The sequence below is a fragment of the Pseudomonas sp. Irchel s3h17 genome, from assembly GCF_900187505.1.
Taxonomy (GTDB): Bacteria; Pseudomonadota; Gammaproteobacteria; order Pseudomonadales; family Pseudomonadaceae; genus Aquipseudomonas.
This window is the reverse complement of sequence record NZ_FYDL01000028.1, coordinates 1-16,187: the sequence shown is the minus strand read 5'-3', so window position 1 is coordinate 16,187 and position 16,187 is coordinate 1. Positions and strand designations below refer to the sequence as shown.

Sequence of the window (16,187 nt, the reverse complement as noted above, 5' to 3'; positions counted from 1 at the left end):
TCCATTAAGGTGCCTGTTGCCAAGTAAAGACCCTGTAGCCACTATAGGGTCAAGCACCCTTTTTGGAGATTGTTGCGATGAAGATCGGAGAACTGGCAAAACTGACCGACTGCGCTGTCGAAACCATTCGCTACTACGAGCGCGAAAACCTGCTGCCGGAGCCGGCCCGCAGCGACGGCAACTACCGCGTCTACACCCAGGCCCACGCCGAGCGCCTGACGTTCATCCGCAACTGCCGCACCCTGGACATGACCCTCGAAGAAATCCGCAGCCTGCTGGCCCTGCGCGACAGCCCGCAGGACCAGTGCGAAAGCGTCAACGCGCTGATCGACGAGCATATCCATCACGTCAAGGCACGCATCGACGGATTGCTGGCCCTGCAGGCGCAATTGCTCGACCTGCGCCAACGCTGCAGCGAAGAGCCGGATATCGAGCAGTGCGGGATATTGCAGCGGCTGGAAGTCAGCGGCGGGGTGGCGGCGGCGGAGGTTGAGCATTCCCATGTGGGCCGCAGTCACGGGCATTAAGGCTTGATTCAATAACTGTGGCGAGGGAGCTTGCTCCCGCTGGGCTGCTAGGCAGCCCTGAAACCTGCACCCCGACTCCTTCAGAAACAGCGCATTCGTAGGCTTTGCGACTGCTACCCCCGAACGCGAATCGGCCGGCGGGAGCAAGCTCCCTCGCCACAATGGCTCACGATCAAACCGCCATCGGCGCGGTCATTGGCGCGTGGTGCTCATAACCTTCCAGCGAGAAGTCGCCCGGCTCGACCAGTTCCAGCCACTCCGGCTGGTACACACCGGTCTTGGCAAACTCCGGCACGCGGTCTGAAATCACCAGTTTCGGCATCGGGAACGGCTCGCGCGTGAGCTGTTCGTTGAGCATGTCCAGGTGGTTTTCGTAGACGTGGGCGTCACCGATGAAATAGGTGAACCAGCGCGGCGTGTAGCCGGTCAGGCGACCGATCAGGCTCAGCAACGCGGCGCCTTCGGTGAGGTTGAACGGCGTGCCCAGGCCCAGGTCGTTGGAGCGGATGTAGAGGGTCAGGGAAATCTCCTTCGTCTCGACATTCGGGTGGAACTGGTACAGCAAGTGGCACGGCGGCAGGGCCATCTCATCGAGCTGGGCGCAGTTCCAGCCGTGGAACAGGATGCGGCGGCTGCCCGGGTCCTTGATGATGGTGTCGACGCACTGGCGAACCTGGTCGATGGCCTTGTACAGCACCACGTAGGCCTGGCCGTCTTCCTCGCCCTCGGCGATCTGCCGGTAGCCCTGGTTCAGGGTCTGCTCGATGGCCGCCGGGTTGCTCAGCGGGATCTGCTTGTACGCCGGCCACTTGCGCCATTGCACACCGTAGATCTCGCCCAGGTCGTCTTCGCCCTGGCGGAAGGGGTTGGCCAGCCACTGGGCGTTTTCGTTGGCGTTCTGGTCCCAGACCTTGCAGCCCAGGGCGCGGAATTCGGCGGCGTTGTTCACCCCACGCAGGAAGCCGCACATCTCGCCGATGGCGGACTTGAAGGCCATCTTGCGGGTAGTGATCGCCGGGAAACCTTCCTTGAGGTCATAACGCAGCATCGCGCCGGGAAAGCTGATGGTGTTCACGCCGGTGCGGTTGGCTTGCTTGGTGCCGTTCTTGATGACGTGGGCGACCAGATCGAGATATTGCTTCATGTATTACCTGTGTCCTTGAACCCGGGGCCAACGCCCCGGGGTTCGAATGTAGAGCGCGGCGAATCAGGCGGCCGGGGCAACCGGAGCGGCCGGAGCGGCCGGGGCGCGGTGATAAGCCAGCCAGATCAGGAACAGCCCGCCGACGATCATCGGTACGCACAGCACCTGACCCATGGTCAGCCAGTTCCAGGCCAGATAGCCCAGTTGCGCGTCCGGCACGCGGACGAATTCGACGATGAAACGGAAGATGCCATAGAACAGCGCAAACATCCCGGATACCGCCATGGTCGGCCGCGGCTTGCGCGAGAACAACCAGAGAATGACGAACAGTGCCACGCCTTCCAGCGCGAACTGGTAGAGCTGCGACGGATGGCGCGGCAACTGCGACGGGTCGCTGAATGCCGGGAAGACCATGGCCCACGGCACGTCGGTCGCCTTGCCCCACAATTCGGCGTTGATGAAGTTGCCGATACGCCCGGCCCCCAGGCCAATCGGCACCATGGGCGCGACGAAGTCCATCAGCTGGAAGAACGACTTGCCATTCTTTTTACCGAACCACAACGCCGCCAGCATCACGCCGATAAACCCGCCATGGAACGACATGCCGCCCTTCCACACTTCGAAAATCAGCGTCGGATTGGCCAGGTAAGCGTTCAGGTCGTAAAACAGCACATAACCCAGACGGCCACCGAGAATCACCCCCATCGACATCCAGAAGACCATGTCGGAGAGCTTCTCCTTGGTCCAGGTCGGGTCGAAACGGTTCAACCTGCGCGACGCCAGCAGCCAGGCACCACCGATGCCGACCAGGTACATCAGGCCGTACCAGTGGATTTTCAGCGGGCCAATGGCCAGGGCCACCGGGTCAATCTGCGGGTAAGGCAGCATTGCGACTCCTCGTTAGAGTTGAAACCTATAATTCCTGGCGTGACCGTGTCACGCCAGGATTAAGCCAGGATTGCGCCGCGCGTCAGAGCAGGAAGCTCAGCCCCACGCACAACAGCAAAACGGCAAACAGTCTTTTCAGCAACCGCGGCGACAGCCGGTGGGCCAGTCGCGCACCGAAGCGGGCGAACAGCATGCTGGTCAGGGCAATGCCCAGCAGCGCCGGCAGATAAATGAACCCCAGACTATGAGCGGGTAACAGGGGGTCATGCCAGCCCAGAATCATGAAACTTAATGCACTTGCCAACGCGATCGGCAGGCCGCAGGCCGATGAAGTGGCCACCGCTTGCTGCATCGGCACGCTGTGCCAGGTCAGGAACGGCACGGTCAGCGAGCCGCCACCAATGCCGAAAATCGCCGACGCCCAGCCAATCACACTGCCGGCCAGGGTCAGGCCGACCTTGCCAGGAACCGTTCGACTGGCCTTGGGCTTGAGCTCCAGGGCCATCTGCACCGCGATCACCAGGGCAAACACACCAATGATTTTCTGCAAGTTGGGGCCTGAGATCGCTTCGGCGGTCAGCGCCCCGAACCCGGCACCCAGGAGAATCCCCAAGGTCATCCAGAGGAAGATCGGCCAGCGCACCGCGCCTTTGCGCTGGTGCTCACGCACGGCATTGATCGAGGTGAAGATGATCGTTGCCAGCGAGGTGCCGACGGCCAGGTGGGTCAGCACCGATGCATCGAAGCCCTGCAAGGTGAAACTGAACACCAGCACCGGGACGATAATGATCCCGCCACCCACGCCAAACAGCCCGGCCAACACGCCTGCACAGGCGCCCAACACCAGATAGAGCAGAAATTCCATGACTGCACCCTCAAAATAAGTGCCGCATGGTAACGGATGCATGGGCCAAGGCTCCACTGTGCAAGGCGATGGATCGATGAGCGATGTCTGCGTAAAGTGAGTGAAAAACGCACAAGGACCACCTTATGTGCCTGATTGTTTTCGCCTGGCGCCCGGATCACCCCACGCCCCTGGTCGTCGCGGCCAACCGTGATGAGTTCTATGCCCGCCCCAGCCTGCCGCTGGCGCAATGGCCGGAAGCCCCGCAGGTGTACGCCGGCCGTGACCTGGAGGCCGGTGGTACCTGGCTGGGGATCGGTGCCGACGGGCGCTTCGCCGCGCTGACCAACATCCGCAACCCGCACCAGCCGCCCGCCCGCCGCTCGCGGGGTGAACTGGTGGCACGATTCCTCACGGGCGAAACGCCAATTACCGAATATCTGGCCGACGTTGTCGGCAGATCCATGGAATATGCCGGGTTCAACCTGCTGGTCGGCAACCTGCATGAGCTATGGCACTACAACGCCCAGCAGACCGCACCGACCCGGTTGGACGCCGGAGTCTACGGACTGTCGAATGCCGGGCTGGATACGCCTTGGCCCAAGCTGCTCAAGGCCAGGACAGCCCTGACCGAGGTGCTCGACGATCCACGGCCACAGGCACTGTTGGCACTGTTGGCTGACCCGCAAACCGCGCCGTTTGCCGACTTGCCGGACACCGGCGTGGGCCTGGCGACCGAAAGCCTGTTGTCCAGCGTGTTTATCGTCAGCCCCTCGTATGGCACCCGGGCGAGTACCGCGCTGATTGTCCAGGCCGATGGTTCACGGTGGATGGTCGAGCGCAGTTTCGGGCCGTATGGCGGGCATTTGGGGGAGATTGAGCTGAGAATTTGAAGCTCAGGCGGTAAATTGTGGCGAGGGAGCTTGCTCCCGCTGGAGCGCAACGCGCTCCCAATCTGGTGATTGCAATCTTTCAGAAAGATCGCTTTGGCCGGCTTACGACTGCTGCGCAGCCGAGCGGGAGCAAGCTCCCTCGCCACAAGGGCCGTTGGCGTTTCAGAGGGTCTTGATCGCCGCCGGATTGATCATCCGCGCCAACCCGAGGTTCTTCAGCGCCAGTTGCAGCGAGCTGTGGATCACTTGCGGGTTGTCGATGGTCATCAGTTCGGCCAGCAGATCCTTGGCCCAACTGAGGTTGATCTGGCGCAGCATCCACTTCACCTTCGGCAGGTTGGTGGCGTTCATCGACAGGCTGTCGAAGCCCATCGCCATCAACAGCACCGCGGCGGCCGGATCGCCCGCCATCTCGCCGCAGATACTCACCGGCTTGCCTTCGGCATGGGCGTCGCGCACCACGTTTTGCAGGGCCTGCAGCACGGCCGGGTGCAGATAGTCGTAGAGGTCGGCTACCCGCGGGTTGTTCCGGTCCACGGCCAGCAGGTATTGGGTCAGGTCGTTGGAGCCGACCGACAGGAAGTCCACCTGCCGCGCCAGTTCCTTGGTCTGGTAGACCGCCGCCGGGATTTCGATCATCACGCCCACTGGCGGCATCGGCACATCGGTGCCTTCGTCGCGCACTTCACCCCAGGCCCGGTGGATCAGGTGCAGGGCTTCTTCCAGTTCATGGATGCCGGAAATCATCGGCAGCAGGATGCGCAGGTTATTCAGGCCTTCGCTGGCCTTGAGCATCGCGCGGGTCTGGACCAGGAAGATCTCCGGGTGGTCGAGGGTGACGCGGATCCCGCGCCAGCCAAGGAAGGGGTTGTCTTCCTTGATCGGGAAATACGACAGTGCCTTGTCGCCGCCGATGTCCAGGCTGCGCATGGTCACCGGTTGCGGGTGGAAGGCGGCGAGTTGCTCGCGATAAATCGCCAGCTGCTCCTTTTCACTCGGGAAACGCTGATTGATCATGAACGGCACTTCGGTGCGGTACAGACCCACCCCTTCGGCGCCGCGCTTTTGCGCCCGCGCCACGTCCGCCAGCAGGCCGGTGTTCACCCACAACGGCATGCGGTGCCCGTCGACCGTCACGCACGGCAGGTCGCGCAGCGCATCCAGGCCCAGGGCCAGTTGCTTCTCTTCCTCGACCACGTCGGCGAACTGCTTGCGCAGCACGTCGCTGGGGTTGGTGTAGACCTCGCCGTGGTAGCCGTCGACGATCATCTGGATGCCGTCGACCTTGGAGTACGGCAAGTCGACCAGGCCCATCACCGTCGGGATGCCCATGGCACGCGCCAGGATCGCCACGTGGGAGTTACCGGAACCCAGGACCGAGACCAACCCCACCAGCTTGCCTTCCGGCACCTCGCCGAGCATGGCCGGCGTCAGTTCCTCGCTGATCAGGATGGTGTTGTCGGGGTAGACCAGGGTCTGCTGGCGCTCTTCCTGCAAATAGGCAAGCAGGCGGCGCCCCAGGTCCTTGACGTCCGAGGCCCGCTCACGCAGGTAGGCATCGTCCATCAATTCGAAACGGTTGACGTGATCGGTGACCACCTGGCGCAACGCGCCCTGGGCCCACTGCCCGGTCTTGATCACGGTGGTGACTTCGCTGCCCAGCGAGGCATCGTCGAGCATCATCAGGTAGACGTCGAACAAGGCGCGCTCTTCGGGGCGCAATTGTGTGGCGAGCTTGGCGGACAACGCACGCATGTCGGCGCGCACGCCTTCGATAGCGGTCTTGAACAACTTGAGCTCGGCGTCGATGTCGCTGATCGCCTTGTCGGGCACCACGTCCAGGTCAGCCGGTGGCAGCATGACCACCGCGGTACCGACCGCCGCACCCGGCGAGCCGGGTACACCGACGAACTTTGCTTCCTGAATACCCTTGCCCTGACGGCCCAGGCCACGGATCGAGCCGGTGGCCTCGGCGTGGGCGATAACGCCCGCGAGCTGGGCGCTCATGGTCACCAGGAAGGCTTCCTCGCCTTCATCGAACTGACGACGCTCTTTTTGCTGGATAACCAACACGCCCACGACGCGGCGGTGGTGAATGATCGGCGCACCGAGGAACGAGGCATAACGCTCCTCGCCGGTTTCGGCGAAGTAGCGATAGCGCGGGTGGCCCGCGGCGTTCTCGAGGTTAAGGGGTTCTTCACGCGTGCCGACCAGGCCGACCAGACCTTCGTTGGGCGCCATGCTGACCTTGCCGATCGAGCGCTTGTTCAAGCCCTCGGTGGCCATCAACACGAAACGGTTGGTCTCGGGGTCCAGCAAGTAGACCGAGCAGACCTGGCTGCCCATGGCCTCTTTGACGCGCAACACAATAATCCCCAACGCCGCCTTGAGATCCTTGGCGGAGTTAACTTCCTGGACGATCTTGCGCAGCGTATTGAGCATGGCTCGGGGTCGAACTCCGTCGTCAGTCGCGCGTTAAAAGGCGCGGGGCAAGCTCTTTGAGAGCGCGGCGATACACCTCGCGCTTGAATGTCACCACCTGGCCCAACGGATACCAATAACTGACCCAACGCCAGCCATCGAATTCCGGTTTACCGGTCAAATCCATCCGCACCCGCTGCTCGTTGGAGACCAGGCGCAGGAGAAACCATTTCTGTTTCTGGCCGATGCACAGCGGTTGGCTGTGGGTCCTGACCAGACGTTGCGGCAAACGATAGCGCAACCAGCCGCGAGTGCAGGCGAGAATTTCAACATCTTCGCGCTCCAGACCCACTTCTTCGTTCAACTCGCGATACAAGGCGTCTTCCGGCGTCTCCTGAGGGTTGATACCTCCCTGGGGAAACTGCCAGGCATCTTGATTGATACGGCGAGCCCAAAGCACCTGGCCAGCATCATTCGTCAGAATGATCCCGACATTGGGGCGGAAACCATCGGGGTCGATCACGGCAACAACCTCGCAAACGCATGTCGCCGCATTGTTCCACAAAGCTTGTTCAGGCGGCAACGAAGCTTCCTACCTTATGTGCACTCTTGTGAAAAGACCGTATTCTTGTCGCCTTTTTACAGACTTTTCAGCGGGTAACTGCAATGCGCCTGGCTTTATTCGACCTGGACAACACGCTTTTGGGCGGCGACAGCGACCACGCATGGGGCGACTACCTGTGCGAACGGGGCTTGCTCGACGCCGTCGCCTACAAGACACGCAACGACGCGTTCTATCAGGACTACCTGGCCGGCAAGCTGGATAACGCCGCCTACCTGAACTTCTGCCTGGAAATCCTCGGCCACACCGAGATGCACCAGTTGCAGGAATGGCATCGCGACTACATGCGCGATTGCATCGAACCGATCATGCTGCCCAAGGCTATGGAGTTGTTGGCCAAACACCGCGCCGCCGGTGACAAGCTGGTGATCATCACCGCCACCAACCGTTTCATCACCGGGCCTATTGCCGAGCGCCTGGGGGTTGAAACCCTGATCGCCACCGAGTGCGAGATGCAGGACGGTCGCTACACCGGACGCAGTACCGATGTACCCTGCTTCCGCGAAGGCAAGGTGACACGCCTGAATCGCTGGCTGGAGGAGACCGGGTTGACGCTGGACGACAGCTACTTCTACAGCGACTCGATGAACGATCTGGCGTTGCTGGAGGAAGTGGCCAACCCGGTTGCCGTGGACCCTGACCCGAACCTGCGGGCCGAGGCCGAGAAGCGTGGCTGGCCGGTAATTTCGTTGCGCAGCTGAGGTAAGCGCTTTACCTGTGGCGAGGGAGCTTGCTCCCGCTGGAGCGCGAAGCGGTCCTGAAATCTGCAAAGACGCTTTGTCAGACGGAGCGCATCAGCCGGATTTGCGGCCGCTGCGCGACCGAGCGGGAGCAAGCTCCCTCGCCACAGTTGATCACGTGAATCAGGTTAAACCGGCTTGGCGCCCATCAGCCCGGCAATGGCGATAAAGCAGACGAAGCTGACCAGCGCCAACGCGAAGGTAAACCTGCCCACGCTACCCGGTGCCTTGCGCAGCTTGTTCAGCCGCACCAGCAACCAGCACCAGGCCAGCGCCGCCACGGTGTAGAGCACACTGGAGGCCAGCAGCCAGGTCTGTCCCAGCGGCCAGCCGATCAAGTGCACCATCCACCAGCCGGTGAATGGCATGCTCAGCAAGGCCAGCCCCATCAACAGCCAGACGAACACCCGTGGCCGTTGCAACGTACGGCTTCCCGCCGTTGCGTCGCCGTTACGCCGGGTACGCCAGACCCAGATCCCCAGGCCCAGCGCGCACGCCAGCAGCACGACCGTCGCGACCATGTGCGCAGCCTTCAGGGCCGTTAACGTTTCCATTGTCCGATTTCCTTATGTTCTGCCCATCAACGTAGCCGTTCAGCCAAGAAACAACTGATAGGCCGGGTTGTCGCTTTCATCCCAGTAGGGATAACCGATTTCTGCCAGTGCCGCCGGCACCAGATGACGCTCGTCATGGGGGACCTGCAAGCCGGCGACCACACGCCCGTCCGCCGCACCGTGGTTACGGTAATGGAACATCGAGATGTTCCAGCGCCCGCCGAGCTTGCTGAGGAAGTTGAACAGCGCCCCCGGACGCTCTGGAAACTCGAAGCGCAGCACCACTTCATCGACCACATGGGCCGCGCGACCGCCCACCATGTGCCGGATGTGCAACTTGGCCAGCTCGTTGTCAGTCAGGTCGAGTACCGGGAAGCCCTGCTCGGTCAGGCTGGCAAGCAGCGCGCTGCGCGGATCGTTTTCCGGGTGCGTCTGCACGCCGACGAAAATGTGCGCTTCGCTGCCGGTGTTGTAGCGGTAGTTGAATTCGGTGATCTGGCGCTTGCCGATAGCCTCGCAGAACGCCTTGAAGCTGCCCGGCTTCTCCGGAATGGTCACGGCGATGATCGCTTCGCGGCCCTCCCCCAGCTCGGCGCGCTCGGCCACATGGCGCAAACGGTCGAAGTTGACGTTGGCACCGGAGTCGATGGCCACCAGGGTCTGCCCGGTAACGCCCCGCAACTCGACGTACTTCTTGATCCCGGCCACACCCAGGGCACCGGCAGGCTCGGTGATCGAACGGGTGTCGTCGTAGATGTCCTTGATCGCCGCGCAGATCTCGTCGGTGCTGACGGTAATGACTTCATCGACGTAGTCTTTGCAGATATCGAACGTGTGCTGGCCGATCTGGGCAACCGCCACGCCATCGGCAAAGAGGCCCACGGTCGGCAACACCACCCGCTCACCGGCGGCCATGGCCGCTTGCAGGCAATTGGAGTCATCCGGCTCGACGCCGATGATCTTGATGTCCGGACGCAAGTACTTCACGTAGGCGGCGATCCCGGCGATCAGGCCACCACCGCCGACGGGAACGAAGATCGCATCCAGCGGCCCCGGGTGCTGGCGCAGAATTTCCATCGCCACCGTGCCCTGCCCGGCGATGGTGTGCGGATCGTCGTAAGGGTGGATGTAGACGTAGCCCTTTTCATCGACCAGCTTCAGCGAAAAAGCCAGGGCCTCCGGGAAGGAATCCCCGTGCAACACCACTTTGCCGCCGCGCGAGCGCACGCCTTCGACCTTGATCTCCGGGGTGGTCTTGGGCATGACGATGGTCGCCTTCACACCCAGCACCTTGGCCGCCAGGGCCAGGCCCTGGGCATGGTTGCCCGCCGACGCGGTGACCACGCCACGCGCTCGCTCTTCATCGCTCAACTGGGTCAGCTTGTTATAAGCGCCGCGAATCTTGAACGAGAACACCGGCTGCAAGTCTTCGCGCTTGAGCCAGATCGTGTTGCCCAGCCGCTCGGAGAGCTGGCGGGCAGTCTGCAATGGGGTTTCTACGGCAACGTCATAAACGCGCGAGGTGAGGATCTTTTTGACGTACTGTTCGAGCATCGGAAAGCATCACTGGGCGAGTTGGGCAGGGCCAAGGAGTCTAACCCGGCTTTTACCTGAGCGACCACAGCAAACAGGTGGTTTTAGAACCTGTGGCGAGGGAGCTTGCTCCCGTTCGGCGGCGAAGCCGTCGTAAAGTCCGGCAGCACGATTTGGCTGAAAGAATTTGGGACCGCTTCGCGCCCCAGCGGGAGCAAGCTCCCTCGCCACAAAAGCAAATCTGCTCCGCCCGCCAATCGGGCAATGACCTGCCACATCGCCAAGCCTATAATGCCGGCCTTCTGTCCTCCCTTACGGCACCTCGGAGCCCGCATGACCCAGGATCAACTCAAACAGGCAGTGGCGCAGGCCGCGGTCGATTTCATCCTTCCTAAACTCGACGACAAGAGCGTCGTCGGGGTCGGCACCGGCTCCACCGCCAATTGCTTCATCGATGCGCTGGCCCTGCACAAGGGTGCATTCGATGGCGCCGTCGCCAGCTCCGAAGCCACCGCCGCGCGCCTCAAGGGCCACGGGATCCCGGTGTACGAGCTGAACACCGTCAGCGACCTGGAGTTCTACGTCGACGGCGCCGATGAAAGCGACGAGCACCTGAACCTGATCAAGGGCGGTGGCGCGGCCCTGACCCGCGAGAAGATCGTGGCGGCCGTGGCCAAGACCTTCATCTGCATCGCCGATGCCAGCAAGCTGGTGCCGGTACTGGGCAACTTCCCGCTGCCGGTCGAAGTGATTCCAATGGCCCGCAGCCACGTAGCCCGCGAGCTGGTGAAGCTGGGCGGCGACCCGGTCTACCGTGAAGGCGTGTTGACCGACAACGGCAACATCATCCTCGATGTGTTCAACATGCAGATCACCAACCCGGTGGAGCTCGAGACACAGATCAACGCCATCGTCGGCGTGGTCACCAACGGCCTGTTCGCGGCGCGTCCGGCGGATCTGTTGCTGCTGGGCACCAGCGAAGGCGTGAAAACCCTCAAGGCCTGATCGGTACGTAATACCTGTGGCGAGGGAGCTTGCTCCCGCTGGACCGCAAAGCGGTCCTAAAACCTGCGACTGCTACACCAAAACGCGGACCAGCCGAGGGGCGCAAGCTCCTTCGCCACAAACAAAGCTCGTCGCTACTAATTCGCTGCGGGCTTCTTGAACACGTAAAACAGATTCGGCTCACTCACCAGATACAGGGTGCCATCGTCGTCCATGGCGATCCCCTCCGCTTGCGGCACGGTCTTTTGCAAGCCCTGGCGCCCCTTGCTCAGCGACATCGTGCTCAACGGCCGACCGTCGATATCCAGCTCCAGAATCAGCCGCGACTCATCCGACAGCGCCAGCAAATGGCCGCTGCGTTCGTCGTATTGCAGGCTCGAGAGGTCACGCACAAACATCCCGGCATCGCGCTTGGGGTTGTTGACCACGTGAACGGCATAGGACTTTTCCGGGTCGAAGTGCGGGAAGCCCTGCACCTCATAGATCAGCATCGGGTCGCGTTCCTTGGCGACAAACAGGCGCTTGCCCTTGGAGTCATAGGCCAGGCCTTCAAACCCCTTGTTCCGGGTCATGTGCACACCCAGGGTCATCTGCTCGGCTTCGGCGGCATCGAGGAACGTCGTGTCGTCCTCCAGGTGAATCTTGATCAGGCGCTGCTGACGCTCATCGCTGATCACATAGGTGTCGGCGCTGATGAACTCCACCGCCTCCGGGTCGCCAAACCCCACCAGCGCCACGCGGCGCAGGATTTGCCCGTCGAGGGACATCTCGATCAGTTCGGAATTCTGGTTGGTCACGGTGAACAGGCTTTTACGCACCGGATCGAAGGTCAGTGCCGAGACATCATCGTCCAGCCCGTCGATCACCTTCGCCTCGATGACCACCTGGTAGTCATTGAGCGCCATGGACTGCTCACTGAGCGGGTGCAACCAGGTTTGCAGGTTGAACCAGGTACGCTCGTAAAGGCGGTAGTACTGACCCAGCACACCCAATGCCAGCACAGCGGCGATAACCATCATCAGGGCAAGAGGTTTGGGACGGGCTAGTCGGCGCATTCAGGCTGCTCAAAAAACGAATCGGGAGGATGAAATATCACGCCTCGATGAATTCAAGCTTAATGGCCATGGGGTTGCAGCCACAACCGGACGGCGCGCAGGGGTCGTTTTTGGGAAAGGGCGCAGCAAACAGCCAGGTCAAGAGATCGCAGGCTGCGCCCGCTCCAGAGGGAGGCGGCGCAGCTCGCGACCGTGGTTTAGCGAACGCTGCCGGTAAAGCTGCCGGTGCCTGGAAGCTCCAGCACCAGTTCGTCACCGACATTCAGCGGGCCCACGCCCACCGGCGTGCCGGTCAGGATCACGTCACCGGCCTGCAGCGAGAAGCAGCCGGCCATGTGCTGGATCATCGGCACGATAGGATTGAGCATGGCGCTGCTGTTGCCATCCTGGCGAACTTCGCCATTGATGGTCAGGCGGATGCCAATGTCGCCCAGGTCGGCAAAGGTGCTGTTGACCACGAACGGCGCCAGTACACAGGCACCGTCGAAACACTTGGCGATTTCCCACGGCAGGCCCTTGGACTTGAGCTCGGCCTGCTTGTCGCGCAGGGTCAGGTCAAGCGCGGGGGCAAACCCGGAAATCGCATCCAGCACTTCCTCACGACTCGGCCGGGTCGACAGCGGCTTGCCGATCAGCACCGCGATTTCCGCTTCGTAGTGCACCGACCCGCGATCGGTCGGAATGGCAAAACCACCGTTCAACGGCACCACGCAGCTGCCTGGCTTGATGAACAGCAACGGCTCGGTCGGCACCGGGTTGTCCAGTTCCTTGGCGTGCTCGGCGTAATTGCGCCCGATACACACCACTTTCCCGACCGGGAAATGAATACGTGTACCGTCGACATATTGGTGCTGATAGCTCATTACCGACTCCTGCCTTAGTGATTCTTCAGGTACGACCCCTTCAAACAGCGAAGATCTTGCCCGGGTTCATGATGCCATTCGGATCGAACACCGCCTTGACGGCCTTCATGTACTCGATCTCGACCGGGGAGCGGCTGTAGGTCAGGTAATCGCGCTTGGTCATGCCCACGCCGTGCTCGGCGGAAATCGAACCGTTGTACTTCTCGACGGTTTCAAACACCCACTTGTTCACCGTTGCGCACTTGGCGAAGAACTCGTCCTTGCTCAGGTTATCCGGCTTGAGGATGTTCAGGTGCAGGTTGCCGTCGCCGATGTGGCCGAACCAGACGATTTCGAAGTCCGGGTAGTGTTCACCGACAATCGCGTCAATTTCCTTCAGGAATGCCGGCACTTTCGACACGGTGACCGAAATGTCGTTCTTGTACGGTGTCCAGTGGGAAATGGTCTCGGAGATGTACTCGCGCAGCTTCCACAGGTTTTGCAGTTGCGATTCGCTCTGGCTCATCACGCCGTCCAGCACCCAGCCTTCCTCGACGCAGTGTTCGAAGGTTTCCAGGGCGTGGTTGGCCACTTCCTCAGTGGTCGCTTCGAATTCCAGCAGCGCGTAGAACGGGCAGTCAGATTCGAAAGGCGCCGGCACGTCGCCACGCGCCAGGACTTTGGCCAGGGCCTTGTCGGAGAAGAATTCGAAGGCGGTCAGGTCGAGCTTGCTCTGGAACGCGTGCAGCACCGGCATGATCGAGTCGAAGTCGGCGGTGCCGAGCACCATGGCGGTGAGGTTTTTCGGCGCGCGATCCAGGCGCATGGTCGCTTCGACCACGAAACCCAGGGTGCCCTCGGCGCCGATGAACAGCTGACGCATGTCGTAGCCGGTGGCGTTCTTGATCAGGTCGCGGTTCAGCTCCAGCAGGTCGCCCTTGCCGGTGACCACTTTCATGCCGGCCACCCAGTTACGGGTCATGCCGTAGCGAATGACCTTGATCCCGCCGGCATTGGTGCCGATATTGCCGCCAATCTGACTGGAACCCGCAGACGCGAAATCCACCGGGTAGTACAGGCCTTTTTCTTCGGCCACGTTCTGCAAGTGCTCAGTGACCACGCCCGGCTGACATACAGCAGTGCGATCGGTCAGGTTCACGTCGAGGATCTGGTTCATGTAGTCGAAGGACACGACCACTTCGCCGTTGGCCGCCACCGCCGCAGCGGAAAGCCCGGTACGCCCGCCGGACGGCACCAGTGCGACCTTGTGCTCATTGGCCCAGCGCACAATGGCCTGGACCTGTTCCGTGGTCTTGGGGAACACGATAGCCGTCGGGGCCGGGGCGAAATGCTTGGTCCAATCCTTACCGTAAGCATTCAGGGAGTCGGCATCGGTCAGCACCTTGCCAGGCTCAACCAGGGTCTTCAGCTCATCAATCAGGGCAGGATTGGTCATCGACAGAACTCTCGAACAATTCATGGTCATCCTGAGAACGCTTCACGTCGCAGGAATGAGTGTTTAGCGGGGTGCATATGCTAGCATACCGCCCCCGCAGGACCGAGCCCAAAGGCTGTTCTGCGGTGACGGCTTTCCTGCCGTCCGGGTCAGCATTCAGTGCCCTGATTCAGGGCACTCTCTGTCCGATTCCCTGCCATTTTTCTCCGGGATACAGGTTTACGCAGATGAGCAAGACTTCTCTCGATAAGAGCAAGATCAAGTTCCTTCTTCTCGAAGGCGTCCACCAATCGGCTGTCGACGTCCTCAAGGCGGCGGGCTACACCAGCATCGAGTACCTCACAGGTTCTCTGCCGGAAGCCCAGCTCAAGGAAAAGATTGCTGATGCGCACTTCATCGGCATTCGCTCGCGCACTCAACTGACCGAAGAGATCTTCGATCACGCGAAGAAGCTCGTGGCTGTAGGGTGTTTCTGCATCGGCACCAACCAGGTCGACCTGGGTGCTGCTCGCGAACGCGGTATCGCCGTATTCAACGCGCCGTACTCCAACACTCGCTCCGTAGCCGAGCTGGTGCTGGCCGAAGCGATCCTGTTGCTGCGCGGCATCCCGGAGAAAAACGCTTCCTGCCACCGTGGCGGCTGGATCAAGAGCGCGGCCAACTCCTTCGAAATCCGGGGCAAGAAGCTGGGCATCGTCGGCTACGGCTCGATCGGTACCCAGCTGTCGGTCCTGGCCGAAGGCCTCGGCATGCAGGTGTACTTCTACGACACCGTGACCAAGCTGCCACTGGGTAACGCCACCCAGGTCGGCAACCTGCACGAGTTGCTGGGCATGTCCGACATCGTGACCCTGCACGTACCGGAAACCGCTGCTACCCAGTGGATGGTCGGCGAGAAGGAAATCCGCGCCATCAAGAAGGGCGGGATCCTGATCAACGCCGCTCGCGGCACCGTGGTCGAGCTGGACGCCCTGGCGGACGCGATCAAGGACAAGCACCTGATCGGCGCGGCCATCGACGTATTCCCGGTGGAGCCACGCTCCAACGACGAAGAGTTCGAAAGCCCGCTGCGTGGCCTGGACAACGTGATCCTGACCCCGCACATCGGCGGCTCCACCGCTGAAGCGCAGGCCAACATCGGCCTGGAAGTGGCCGAGAAACTGGTCAAGTACAGCGACAACGGTACGTCGGTGTCCTCGGTCAACTTCCCGGAAGTAGCCCTGCCGGCTCACCCTGGCAAGCACCGTTTGCTGCACATCCACGAGAACATCCCGGGTGTGATGAGCGAGATCAACAAGGTCTTCGCCGAAAACGGCATCAACATTTCCGGTCAGTTCCTGCAGACCAACGAGAAAGTCGGCTACGTCGTGATCGACGTCGATGCCGAGTACTCGGACCTGGCGCAAGAGAAACTGCAGCACATCAAGGGCACTATCCGTAGCCGGGTGTTGTTCTAAGAGCAGCGGCAAGCGGTAAGTCGAGTTCGCTTTTGCTTTGACTTGCAGCTTGCAGCTATAAAAAAGGGAGCCCCCATCGGGGCTAATGCCGATCAGTTAAGCCAAAGACCAGCCGAACATAGTACCCGTGGCGAGGGAGCTTGCTCCCGCTGGGCTGCGTAGCAGCCCAAAAACAGGGCCGCTTTGCGCCCCAGCGGGAGCAAGCT

The 16,187-nt window shown here is 61.5% G+C and carries 15 protein-coding genes; 5 read left to right on the top strand and 10 right to left on the bottom strand.

The annotated features are described in order from the left end of the window. Positions 1–77: 77 nt before the first annotated feature. Entirely contained in the window at positions 78–527 is a 450-nt protein-coding gene (gene cadR, locus CKW25_RS25210) for a Cd(II)/Pb(II)-responsive transcriptional regulator (protein ID WP_095083618.1), read from the top strand. 172 nt (positions 528–699) lie between these two features. On the opposite strand, the gene CKW25_RS25205 is transcribed toward cadR, so the two are convergent. From CKW25_RS25205 to CKW25_RS25195, 3 genes are all read right to left on the bottom strand, one after another. After that, a complete protein-coding gene (locus CKW25_RS25205) occupies positions 700–1,671 on the bottom strand; it encodes a thymidylate synthase (protein WP_095083616.1) in 972 nt (323 codons plus the stop codon). A gap of 63 nt (positions 1,672–1,734) precedes the next feature. Next, positions 1,735–2,559, bottom strand: coding sequence for a prolipoprotein diacylglyceryl transferase (gene lgt / locus CKW25_RS25200; protein ID WP_095083614.1), 825 nt, complete (start codon positions 2,557–2,559; stop codon positions 1,735–1,737). A gap of 82 nt (positions 2,560–2,641) precedes the next feature. After that, positions 2,642–3,424 (bottom strand): sulfite exporter TauE/SafE family protein, encoded by a 783-nt coding sequence (locus tag CKW25_RS25195; protein WP_095083611.1) that lies wholly within the window; start codon positions 3,422–3,424, stop codon positions 2,642–2,644. A gap of 125 nt (positions 3,425–3,549) precedes the next feature. On the opposite strand from CKW25_RS25195, the gene CKW25_RS25190 reads away from it, so the two are divergent. Beyond that, the gene (locus CKW25_RS25190; protein ID WP_095083608.1) at positions 3,550–4,296 is read left to right on the top strand and encodes an NRDE family protein; all 747 of its coding nucleotides are present in this window, start codon (positions 3,550–3,552) and stop codon (positions 4,294–4,296) included. 162 nt (positions 4,297–4,458) lie between these two features. Here CKW25_RS25190 and ptsP read toward each other — a convergent pair whose 3' ends face one another. Continuing rightward, entirely contained in the window at positions 4,459–6,738 is a 2,280-nt protein-coding gene (ptsP, locus tag CKW25_RS25185; protein WP_095083606.1) for a phosphoenolpyruvate--protein phosphotransferase, read from the bottom strand. Between the two features lie 22 nt (positions 6,739–6,760). Then, positions 6,761–7,240, bottom strand: a complete 480-nt coding sequence (locus CKW25_RS25180; protein WP_095083604.1) for an RNA pyrophosphohydrolase — start codon at positions 7,238–7,240, stop codon at positions 6,761–6,763. Between the two features lie 143 nt (positions 7,241–7,383). On the opposite strand from CKW25_RS25180, the gene CKW25_RS25175 reads away from it, so the two are divergent. Then, positions 7,384–8,040 (top strand): HAD family phosphatase, encoded by a 657-nt coding sequence (locus CKW25_RS25175; protein WP_095083602.1) that lies wholly within the window; start codon positions 7,384–7,386, stop codon positions 8,038–8,040. Positions 8,041–8,207: 167 nt separating this feature from the next. On the opposite strand, the gene CKW25_RS25170 is transcribed toward CKW25_RS25175, so the two are convergent. Both CKW25_RS25170 and ilvA read right to left on the bottom strand, forming a co-directional pair. Continuing rightward, positions 8,208–8,633 carry a DUF2269 domain-containing protein gene (locus CKW25_RS25170; RefSeq protein ID WP_095083600.1) on the bottom strand — a complete coding sequence of 142 codons (426 nt, stop codon included), beginning with the start codon at positions 8,631–8,633 and terminating at the stop codon, positions 8,208–8,210. Positions 8,634–8,672: 39 nt separating this feature from the next. After that, entirely contained in the window at positions 8,673–10,187 is a 1,515-nt protein-coding gene (gene ilvA / locus CKW25_RS25165) for a threonine ammonia-lyase, biosynthetic (RefSeq protein ID WP_095083598.1), read from the bottom strand. Between the two features lie 312 nt (positions 10,188–10,499). Between ilvA and rpiA the strand changes: the two genes are divergently transcribed. Next, positions 10,500–11,171 (top strand): ribose-5-phosphate isomerase RpiA, encoded by a 672-nt coding sequence (gene rpiA, locus CKW25_RS25155; RefSeq protein WP_095083593.1) that lies wholly within the window; start codon positions 10,500–10,502, stop codon positions 11,169–11,171. Positions 11,172–11,308: 137 nt separating this feature from the next. On the opposite strand, the gene CKW25_RS25150 is transcribed toward rpiA, so the two are convergent. From CKW25_RS25150 to CKW25_RS25140, 3 genes are all read right to left on the bottom strand, one after another. Further along, positions 11,309–12,226 carry an SdiA-regulated domain-containing protein gene (locus CKW25_RS25150; RefSeq protein WP_095083591.1) on the bottom strand — a complete coding sequence of 306 codons (918 nt, stop codon included), beginning with the start codon at positions 12,224–12,226 and terminating at the stop codon, positions 11,309–11,311. Between the two features lie 197 nt (positions 12,227–12,423). Next, positions 12,424–13,089 carry a fumarylacetoacetate hydrolase family protein gene (locus CKW25_RS25145; RefSeq protein ID WP_095083589.1) on the bottom strand — a complete coding sequence of 222 codons (666 nt, stop codon included), beginning with the start codon at positions 13,087–13,089 and terminating at the stop codon, positions 12,424–12,426. Between the two features lie 40 nt (positions 13,090–13,129). After that, positions 13,130–14,524: an FAD-binding oxidoreductase gene (locus CKW25_RS25140; protein ID WP_095083587.1), complete on the bottom strand. Its 1,395-nt coding sequence runs from the start codon at positions 14,522–14,524 to the stop codon at positions 13,130–13,132. Between the two features lie 227 nt (positions 14,525–14,751). On the opposite strand from CKW25_RS25140, the gene serA reads away from it, so the two are divergent. Further along, positions 14,752–15,981: a phosphoglycerate dehydrogenase gene (serA, locus tag CKW25_RS25130; RefSeq protein WP_095083583.1), complete on the top strand. Its 1,230-nt coding sequence runs from the start codon at positions 14,752–14,754 to the stop codon at positions 15,979–15,981. Positions 15,982–16,187: the final 206 nt, after the last annotated feature.